This window comes from Peribacillus butanolivorans (genome assembly GCF_001273755.1).
Lineage (GTDB): Bacteria > Bacillota > Bacilli > Bacillales > DSM-1321 > Peribacillus > Peribacillus butanolivorans.
The window spans coordinates 4,437,550-4,444,802 of record NZ_LGYA01000001.1 but is presented as its reverse complement, the minus strand read 5'-3'; the positions used below and the strand labels follow the sequence as shown (position 1 = coordinate 4,444,802).

The window sequence follows — 7,253 nt, the reverse complement described above, 5'->3', positions numbered from 1 at the left end:
GGGACGCTCAATATGCGGAAAAGTGGGACGGAAAGTGCCAGCATAGTCGCGAAGCTATCGAGAGGCACGCAGGTAACGGTGTATTCAGAATCCAACGGTTGGGCAAAAATCAAAGCGGATGGAAAAGACGGGTATGTCAGTACCAAATATTTATCGACAACAAGGCCAGAAACGGAATCCACACCATCCATACCTGAAAAAACGACGACGAAATATGTAAATGTAAGTTCAGGGACGCTCAATATGCGGAATAAACCGTCAGAAGACGCTTCCATCATTGTGAAATTGGCAAAAGGTGTAGAGGTAGAAGTCATATCGGAATCGAATGGATGGTCAAAAATTAAAGCGTATGGTGGAGAAGGGTACGTTAGTACGCAATATCTATCAACAACGAAGCCTGGTTCTATCCCGGAAAGCCCGGATCCGGATCCAGACGATGAAGAAACCACGGTAGTTAAATATGTAAAAGTGGTTGATGGCTCTAATTTAAATATGCGCTCTTCAGCATCAGCTTCAGCTTCGATTATAGCTAAACTTGTAAACAATACGGCGGTAACAGTTTATTCGGAGTCTAATGGGTGGTCAAGAATCACGGCGAATGGAAAGACAGGATATGTAAGTTCGCAATATTTATCAGCCAAAGCACCAGAAAGTCCAGGGAATTCGAATGGAACGATCATCAGGGTTGATAAAGAGTATAATCTTACGCTGGACAAGATGGTTGAAATTCAAATGGCTGTAAATGGTCAAACGGATAAAAAGTATAAAACCTACATACGTGAGGATGGGTTAACTTTAATCAATTCAACAAAAGGCACGGTAAAAGGAACCAATTGGCGTGTAAGGGGCGGAGCCGGATCTAATTATTGGGTAGTGGGGGCTGTCAGCAATAATCAATCATTGGATATTAAATCAAAAGTAAAGGGCTCTGACGGATACTATTGGTATGAAGTGAATTATAACAAGACATGGGTAAATGCTAGTCCAGAAGATATAAAATATAATATCAACCCTGATAATTTTGTGAATGATCCAGTCCATTCGTTCCAATTCGTCAAGCTCTCTCAATTGACCAACATGAATGTTTCTGAAGTGAATGATAGAATCCTTTCGGGTAAAGGTATCTTACAAGGCCATGCTGCAACCTTCACTTCGGCAGGAGAAAAATATGGGGTAAATGAGATTTATCTTATTTCACACGCTTTGTTGGAGACAGGGAACGGGACTTCACCGTTAGCGACAGGTGTCAAGGTGAATGGAAGAACGGTCTATAATATGTATGGAGTAGGAGCATATGATGGATCAGCGGTAAGCAGTGGTGCACAATATGCTTATAATGCAGGATGGTTCACTCCAGAAGCGGCCATCATTGGCGGTGCTGAATTCATTGCCAAAGGATATATCTCTGCTGGACAGGATACGCTATACAAAATGAGATGGAATCCCACAGCCTCAGAGAAATATGGATATGCTTCACACCAGTACGCAACTGATATTGGTTGGGCAACAAAACAAGTGAAACAGATTTATAATTTGTATAGTTTGTTAGATTCATATAAATTGACGATTGAAATTCCTAAATATAAATAAAAAAGTAAAAACACATGTGAATATCTCATGTGTTTTTACTTTAAGCAATTATTCGCAGACTACTTTGTTCCTTATGAGAGGATATATCTATGAAACAGGCATATTATCTTCGAAATTAAGGAATATATCTACGAAAAAAGCATATTATCTTCGAATTAAGGAATATATCTACGAAAAAAGCATAATATCTTCGAAATTATCTCTATATCGATTTTTCTACAAAAATAAACAAATATCACTAAGGGATAAGCTGATCTTCCTTAGAATGACCGTTTACCTAATTCCTCTTTTTCTAAAATATCCTTTACAATATCTTCAATAGTTACTACGCCTAATGCCTTTTCTAAAGCTAGTTCTGCAATTGAAAAGATAGGTTCAATTGCATCTTGAATGTTTCTTCCAACGGGACATGCTGGATTTGGGTTATCGTGGATTCCAAATAACTCTTTATCCTGCACCACGTTAACAGCCTGATAAACATCGAGTAATGTAATATCGGATAATTCCTTAGCCAAAGTAGCTCCAGCGATACCTGGCCGAACATTTACCAAACCTGCATTTCTTAACATGCCAGTGATTTTTCTTATTAAAGCAGGATTGGTGTTAACACTTTTTGCGATAAATTCAGATGTATTAACTCCCTCTTTATTTATTTCTAAAAGAGATAATATATGGATTCCAACTGAAAAACGGGTACTGATAGACATCTTTTTCTCTCCTTTAAAATCTCTATACTTAAATAGTATAAATTATTTAACATGTAATACAAGTAGTTACAAGTTAAATAAATTAGAGAGATAACCCAGTTTTTAGTTTGAAAGGTGTGTAAAAATGGAAGGTATGTTAAGAGCCAAAATAAAAGTTACGTGTAATTGACAAAACACTCTCCTGAAACTTATATTATTACATGTAAATGAATTAGTTACAGGGCGGAAAAGTAGAAGGGGGGAAATTGGCATTTTAGGTGCTAATTTTGGTAGTACCGCATTAGATGAAAGAGAAAAACCTTAGTATATCCATGAAAGAATTTTTTGTTTCGGAAGCTGATTATTTCGTGACATGTAGTAAGTATCAATAAATGGAGAAGCAAAATGGAGTTTGAAAACCGAACCTCCACGAAGTGTTTCTGCCCAAATACATAAGTATGGAGGTATAAGATGACTAAAAACAATAAAAACAATAAAAACAAAAAAAATAATAAACAAAAACAATCGTCTACATTCACATTTTGGATCATAGGATTAATTGCTGTTATTATTATCGGCTTTATATTTTTAGCAAATGGAAAAGAAAAAGATGTAGCCTTTGAAATTGATTATAAAGGACAACCCTATTTAGGAGATAAAAAGGCTCCTGTTCAAATTGTTGAATTTGGTGATTATAAATGTCCAGTCTGTAAATCATTTGAGGAGAATTTCTTTCCCTCTATTCAAAGTGAATTGATTGACACCGGAAAAGCACAATTTTATTTCATGAATTATTCGTTTATTAACGTAGATTCAATACGATCCGCTAAGTTCGCGGAGACTGTTTATAAGGAATTAGGAAATGATACCTTCTGGGAATTTCATGAGCTGTTATACAGTAAACAGCCAGATGATCAGAAATATGAAAAAGAAGATGTGTTTACGGACAAGTTTTTAGAAGAAACCTTGAAAGAAATCGTAAATGCTAGTGATGTCAAAAAGGTTGTTACATCTTTTAAAGCAGATTCTTCTGAGGATTTATGGAACAAAGATATGGAGACTGCGGCCGAATTAGGAGTATCTGGAACACCTTCCTTATTTGTTAATGGCAAGAAGTTTGAAGGAAATACAATTGAGGATTTAGTGAAAATGGTAGACGAAGCTGCGAAGGAGAAATAGTTCATGAATAAGCCACTGTTATTTTCCTGGATAATATCTATCATTGCGACATCTGGAAGTCTTTATTTTAGTGAGGTTCTTCATTATGTACCATGTACGTTTTGTTGGTATCAAAGAATCCTGATGTATCCATTGGTTTTTTTATTAGGCCGTGCTTTTTATGACCAGGAACTAAAAATTTATCGTTATATTCTCCCTTTGTCGATTTTAGGTATGTTGGTTTCAGGATATCACTATAGCTTGCAAAAAATCCCTGCTCTTCAACAGTTCGAAATGTGTCAAAGTGGTGTTCCTTGTTCAGGAGAATATATTAACTGGCTTGGATTTATCACCATTCCGTTGTTAGCTTTTACTGCTTTTTCATTTATTACTGTATGTATGGGAATACTTATGAGTAAGAACAATAATGATTGAGTAAGTAATCTTTATATTAATACACCCTTTGATAAAGGCATCTTTCGTTGTGGAAATGGTTTCACTTTACCTCTACAATGAATGGTGCTTTTATTTAATTTGCACCATTTCGTAAAGTTGATGTACATCCCCAAAATCCTCTATATACATTACTGATTATTAAATTTTTCTTTTTCTAAAATATCTTTTACAACATCTTCAATAGTTACTACTCCTAATGCCTTTTCTAGGGCTAATTCTGCAACGGAAAAAATGGGTCCAATTGTATCTTGTATGTTTCTTCCAACGGTACATGCTGGATTTGGCTGTTCATGAATCCCAAATAATTCTTTATCCTGCACCACGTTAACAGCCTGATAAACATCGAGTAATGTAATATCGGATAATTCCTTAGCCAAAGTAGCTCCAGCAATACCTGGCCGAACATTTACCAAACCTGCATTTCTTAGCATTCCAGTGATTTTTCTTATTAAAGCAGGATTGGTGTTAACACTTTTTGCGATAAATTCAGATGTATTAACTCCCTCTTTATTTACTTCTAAAAGAGATAGTATATGGATTCCTACTGAAAAGCGGGTACTGATAGACATTTTTTTCTCTCCTTTAAAATCTCTACTTTTAAGTATAAATTCCTTAACATGTAATTTGAGTAGTTACAAGTTAGTATTGCTCACAAAAGTTATTAGTAAACTAAAAGTTTGGATAAAATAAATTGACAAAACGTCAACCTGTAACTTATATTATTACATGTAAACAAATTAGTTACAAGTTGAATATAAAGACGATTATAGGAGGAGTTTTAAAATGAAAATAGCTATTATTGGTGCAAGTGGAAAAGCCGGAAGTCTGATTTATAAAGAAGCTATAGCTAGAGGCCACGAGGTTACGGCTATTGTCAGAGATGCAGCGAAAGTACAAAATAATCAAGGAGCTGCAGTTTTAGAAAAAGACGTATTTGCTTTGAAGGCAGATGATGTTAAAGAATTTGATGTGGTCGTAAATGCGTTTGGGGCTGCTCCAGGGCATGAGCATCTACATGTTGAAGCTGGTAAAGTCTTAATTGAAGCTATGAAAGATGCACCTAATACTAAATTGCTTGTTGTTGGTGGTGCAGGAAGTCTGTTTGTTGATGAAGCGAAAACAACTCGCGTACTAGATACACCGGATTTTCCTAAAGAATACTTTGCAACAGCATCTAATCAATCTAAAAACCTTGAGGATTTACAAAGTACTAGTGGAATTCAATGGACGTTTATCAGTCCATCTGCATTCTTTGATCCACAAGGCAAAAGAACAGGTGGGTATAAACTAGGGAAAGATAACATCCTTGTAAACTCAAAAGGCGAAAGTTATGTAAGCTATGCTGACTTTGCTATTGCAGTATTAGATGAAATTGAAAGCCCTCAGCACATAAATGAACGGTTTACTGTTGTTTCGGAAGCTGAATAATTCGTAACGATTTATAAGTGTAAACTCAGATAGAAAAAATTAATGGCTTAATTAAAATATAGTCCAAAAACGGAGGGATTTTCAGTCTCTCCGTTTTTGTATTTGGTTTAGAGACCAACGGATAGAATAGTTGATGAATTAGTGTTAAAAGCATTATGAACTTTAAGAAATTTAGCATACATTTATATGTCAATCATGATATTTCAGTGTAGCAGGTGAATGATAAACAAAAAACTGAATGGAGTATGTGATGTTTTTCTCTTGTCAAAGAGGGAAGAGGGGGAGTGCAGTTCCAAATTTGTCAAAGGAGTAGCTCATTAAGGGTTTGAACCATGTGATATAGTTGGAAATAGTATTAGACAGGCAGTCATCCCCAATTAAAAGGATTACTCTTAAGTATGGGTCTTAAAGTACCTAAGTATGAGTAATTGGGATGTAGTTATTAGATTAAAATTACATTTATGTATCCAATTACAATATAATTGGATTTTTTAGGGGAAAATGTTTACAAAAAACAAGTCTATGTTACTATAAATATGAGATTAAAAAACATAGTAGTTTTTTAAAAGGTTATATGAAGGAGCTACAAATTAATGAAAAAAATACAAAAGGCAATTATACCTGCAGCGGGATTGGGAACAAGGTTTTTACCTGCTACAAAGGCAATGCCAAAAGAAATGCTTCCAATCGTGGATAAACCAACTATTCAATATATTATAGAAGAAGCTGTAAAATCAGGCATTGAAGATATTATTATTGTCACAGGAAAGAATAAACGTGCGATAGAAGATCACTTCGATAATGCCTATGAGCTAGAGAATAATTTGAGGGATCATGGAAAATTTGATTTATTGGAGAAAGTACAATATCCATCTAATTTAGCCAATATCCATTACATTAGACAGAAAGAACCGAAAGGCCTTGGACATGCTATCTGGTGTGCCCGTAATTTTATTGGGGATGAACCATTTGCCGTACTTTTAGGTGATGATATCGTTCAAAGCGAGGTACCTTCATTGCGTCAATTAATAAATGAATATGATGCGACAGGTTCGTCTATTATTGGAGTACAATCCGTAGATGAAAGCGAAACGCATCGGTATGGTATCATTGACCCGCTTACTCAAGATGGTAGAAGGTACGAAGTTAATAACTTTGTTGAAAAACCAGAACAAGGAACAGCTCCATCTAATTTAGCCATCATGGGGAGATATATATTAACTCCAGAAATATTTCACTTTTTAGCTAAACATGAAACTGGTGCTGGTGGTGAAATTCAATTAACCGATGCAATCCAAAAACTAAATGAAATCCAAACAGTATTTGCCTATGATTTTGAAGGGAAAAGACATGATGTCGGAGTTGTAGATGGCTTTGTAAAAACTACCATTGAATTTGCCTTACAACGTCCTGAATTGAGAGACGACATTTTAAGAGAATTGGAAAGTATACTTAAAAAGCATAAGGCAGTAAGCAAATAGATTATTTAATTTCACTCTCTGAATAAAATTAAATGAATATCTTTTCAGCAATTTATATATGTTATCAAAGATATTGGTTGTTTATCGATGTCATTTCAACGGATTAATTTAATAAATTGTCCGTTGATTGCTTCCCATAACCATGACGGAATTGTCAATCATTTTGGTAGATAAAAATTTTTGATGAAAATAATGGTCACAAATTCGAGAGTTTTTAGGAGTATTTTGTTATCATTACTATGGAACACTTCAATTTCTTATTTTAGGGTCTTGTGAAATAATTTACTTGCCAAGGATAAAGGAAGTATCTTTCTACACAACAAAGATTATTGAAAGTCATAAACGAAAAAGGAGTAAGTAAGGGGTTCGTATTTTTATTTGCTGCTAATTATCAAATTTTATCGTTTTAATTTAATATCAAAAAATCTCCAACTATTGATCATTCATAGTTGTT

Annotated in this window: 7 protein-coding genes; 5 read left to right on the top strand and 2 right to left on the bottom strand. The window is 34.7% G+C overall.

Translation table 11 applies throughout. From position 1 onward, the window contains the following. The coding region (locus AKG34_RS20445) for an SH3 domain-containing protein (protein ID WP_236694982.1) at positions 1–1,590 on the top strand (1,590 nt) is incomplete at its 5' end. 260 nt (positions 1,591–1,850) lie between these two features. Here the strand turns inward: AKG34_RS20445 and AKG34_RS20440 are convergent. Further along, entirely contained in the window at positions 1,851–2,297 is a 447-nt protein-coding gene (locus tag AKG34_RS20440; RefSeq protein WP_053347805.1) for an Rrf2 family transcriptional regulator, read from the bottom strand. Positions 2,298–2,747: 450 nt separating this feature from the next. Between AKG34_RS20440 and AKG34_RS20435 the strand changes: the two genes are divergently transcribed. Then, positions 2,748–3,455, top strand: a complete 708-nt coding sequence (locus tag AKG34_RS20435; protein ID WP_053347804.1) for a DsbA family protein — start codon at positions 2,748–2,750, stop codon at positions 3,453–3,455. Positions 3,456–3,458: 3 nt separating this feature from the next. Next, complete coding sequence (locus AKG34_RS20430) at positions 3,459–3,869, top strand: disulfide oxidoreductase (RefSeq protein WP_053347803.1); 411 nt, start codon at positions 3,459–3,461, stop codon at positions 3,867–3,869. A 149-nt stretch (positions 3,870–4,018) separates the two neighbouring features. On the opposite strand, the gene AKG34_RS20425 is transcribed toward AKG34_RS20430, so the two are convergent. Next, positions 4,019–4,459 (bottom strand): Rrf2 family transcriptional regulator, encoded by a 441-nt coding sequence (locus AKG34_RS20425; protein WP_053347802.1) that lies wholly within the window; start codon positions 4,457–4,459, stop codon positions 4,019–4,021. A gap of 214 nt (positions 4,460–4,673) precedes the next feature. Here AKG34_RS20425 and AKG34_RS20420 point away from each other — a divergent pair, with 214 nt between their 5' ends. Beyond that, positions 4,674–5,318 (top strand): NAD(P)-dependent oxidoreductase, encoded by a 645-nt coding sequence (locus tag AKG34_RS20420; RefSeq protein ID WP_053347801.1) that lies wholly within the window; start codon positions 4,674–4,676, stop codon positions 5,316–5,318. A gap of 593 nt (positions 5,319–5,911) precedes the next feature. Next, a complete protein-coding gene (galU, locus tag AKG34_RS20415; RefSeq protein ID WP_053347800.1) occupies positions 5,912–6,799 on the top strand; it encodes a UTP--glucose-1-phosphate uridylyltransferase GalU in 888 nt (295 codons plus the stop codon). The last annotated feature ends 454 nt before the right edge of the window (positions 6,800–7,253 follow it).

Excerpts from the sequence above, each read along its gene's own strand:
- AKG34_RS20440 (WP_053347805.1), bottom strand. The coding sequence starts at position 2,297 with ATGTCTATCAGTACCCGTTTTTCAGTTGGAATCCATATATTATCTCTT.
- AKG34_RS20435 (WP_053347804.1), top strand. The coding sequence starts at position 2,748 with ATGACTAAAAACAATAAAAACAATAAAAACAAAAAAAATAATAAACAA.
- AKG34_RS20425 (WP_053347802.1), bottom strand. The coding sequence starts at position 4,459 with ATGTCTATCAGTACCCGCTTTTCAGTAGGAATCCATATACTATCTCTT.
- AKG34_RS20420 (WP_053347801.1), top strand. The coding sequence starts at position 4,674 with ATGAAAATAGCTATTATTGGTGCAAGTGGAAAAGCCGGAAGTCTGATT.
- galU (WP_053347800.1), top strand. The coding sequence starts at position 5,912 with ATGAAAAAAATACAAAAGGCAATTATACCTGCAGCGGGATTGGGAACA.
- AKG34_RS20430 (WP_053347803.1), top strand. The coding sequence starts at position 3,459 with ATGAATAAGCCACTGTTATTTTCCTGGATAATATCTATCATTGCGACA.